Source organism: Streptomyces triticirhizae, from assembly GCF_003696235.1.
Taxonomy (GTDB): Bacteria; Actinomycetota; Actinomycetes; order Streptomycetales; family Streptomycetaceae; genus Streptomyces; species Streptomyces triticirhizae.
Genome location: NZ_RFFJ01000364.1, coordinates 1 through 2304 on the forward strand (window position 1 = coordinate 1; position 2304 = coordinate 2304).

The 2304-nt window shown below is 73.6% G+C and carries 1 protein-coding gene; it reads right to left on the bottom strand.

The annotated features are described in order from the left end of the window. The coding region (locus EBN88_RS29600; RefSeq protein WP_325052792.1) for a transglycosylase domain-containing protein at window positions 1–2214 on the bottom strand (2214 nt) is incomplete at its 3' end. Between the last annotated feature and the right edge of the window lie 90 nt (window positions 2215–2304).

Below are 2304 nucleotides of genomic sequence, written 5' to 3' on the forward strand. Positions count from 1 at the left end.
CGGCGCCGCCTGGCCGGGCTCGGCCGGCGCCTCGCCGCCCGGCGACGGCGGGTTGTCGTCGGGGGTCGTGGCCCCGCCGGCACCGCCGTCCGGCGACCGGGGCGTCCCTGGATCGGCCGGCTCACCCGTGCCGCCCGGCTCCGTCGAACCGCCGGGCGCGCTCGGCCCGTCCGGCGCGCCGGACTCCTCAGGTCCGCCGGTGTCCGTCGGTCCTTCGCTCTCCTCGGACTCCGGGTCGGCCCCGTCCTCGCTCTCCTCCGACTCCTCGGACTCGTCCTCGGAACCGTCCTCCCCCTCCAGGTCCTCGTCGTCGTGCTCGCGGCGCTCCGGCTCCCGCAGGTCGAAGCCGGTGACCGGCCGCCCCTCCAGCGCCTCCCTGGTGTACTGGCCCCAGATCCGCGCCGGGAAGCCGCCGCCGCTGATCCGCTCCTGGCCGGCCGCCCCGTACAGCTCGCGTTGCACCCCGGTCTCCGGGTCCTGCCCGAAGATCGCGACCACGGTGGCCAGTTCGGGCGTGAAGCCGGCGAACCAGGCCGCGCGGTCGGCCTCCGCCGTGCCGGTCTTGCCGGCCGCCGGGCGGCCCGCGCTGGCCGCCGCCGTGCCGGTGCCGCCGCGCACCACCGCCTCCAGCATCGCGGTCGTGCCGTCGGCCGCCTCCCGGGAGATGGCCTGGCGCCGCTCGGGCTCGGGCAGTTCGACGGGCTCGCCGTCCTTGGTCACCTCGGAGACCAGCAGCACGGTGCGGTGCTCGCCGTGCCGGGCCAGGGTGGCGTAGGCGCCGGCCAGGTCCAGGGTGCTGGGCGTCGCGGTGCCCAGGGAGATCGAGGCGTCGGCCTCGGTCAACCCGGGCGTCGTCTCGGGCAGGCCGAGCGCCACCGCCGTGTCGCGCACCAGCTCGGGGCCGACGTCCACGCCCATCTGCGCGAAGACCGCGTTGATGGACTTGTCCATCCCCTCGCTGACCTTGACGGTGCCATAGCTGCGGTTGGACTCGTTCTCCGGCGACCAGCCGGTGCCCCGGCCGTCCCGCCCGACCACCTCGCGGCCGCTCTCGCCGTCGTACTCGGTGGCCGGGCCGATCAACTCCCCGTCGTGGGTGCGGGAGTCGTTCTCCAACGCCGCCGCGTAGACGAACGGCTTGAACGTCGAGGCGGCCTGGTAGTCGCGCCGGGTCGCGTTGTTCACATACTGGTCGATGTAGTCCCGGCCGCCGTACATCGCGACGACATGGCCGGTCTCGGTGTCGACGGAGGTGGCCCCGGCGCGCACCCAGGTGTCCTGCTCGCGCTCCTCGTTGAGCGCGGTCTCCAACTGGGCGTTGACCGCGTCGGTCAGCGCGCGCTGCCGGGCGGGCTCGATGGTGGTGGTGATCCGGTAGCCGCCCTCGGCGAGTTGGTGCTCGTCGGCGATGCCGCGCTCGGCGAGGTGCTGCTTGACGGCCTCGACCAGATAGCCGCGCTCGCCGCCCAGGCCGGCCGAGATGTTCTCCTCGTTGGGCTCGGGGAAGCGCAGCTGGGCGCGCCTGGCCGGGTCCAGCCAGCCCTCGGAGACCATCCCGTCCAGGACGTACTCCCAACGGGCCACCGCGCGGTCGTGGTTCTGCGGGTTGGCGCGGACGTCGTAGGCGTTGGGGGAGTTGAGCAGCGCGGCCAGGTAGGCGCCCTCGGCCTCGGTCAGCTCCTTCGCCGGCTTGCCGTAGTAGGCGTGGGCGGCGGCCTGGATGCCGTAGGCGTTGCGTCCGAAATAGCTGGTGTTGAGGTAGCCCTCCAGGATCTCGTCCTTGGACACCTCGCGATCGAGTTTGACCGCGATAAACAGCTCCTTGACCTTGCGGGTGACCGTCTGCCGCTGGTCCAGGTAGTAGTTCTTCACATACTGCTGGGTGATCGTGGAGCCCGACTGGCGGCCGCCGCCGCGCAGCATGTTCCAACCGGCGCGCATCATCGCGGAGACGTCGACGGGGGGCGCGTGGTAGAAGTCGCGGTCCTCGGCGGCCAGCACGGCGTGCCGCACATGCGGGGGCACCTCGTCGAGCGGGATGTTCTCCCGGTCGATCTCGCCGACCCGGGCCAACTGGCTGCCGTCGGCGTAGAGATACACGTTGCTCTGCGCCGACGCCGCCGACTTGGGCTCGGGGATGTCGACCAGCAGATAGCCCGCCACCAGGGAGCCGAGCAGGGCGACCAGGGCGACGGCGGTGGCCACCAGCGTCATCCGCCAGGTCGGCACCAGCCGGCGCCAGCCGGTGCGCGGCGGGCGCGCCGGGTGGGCCGGGCGCGACGCCCAGCCGGGCCAGCGGCTCGC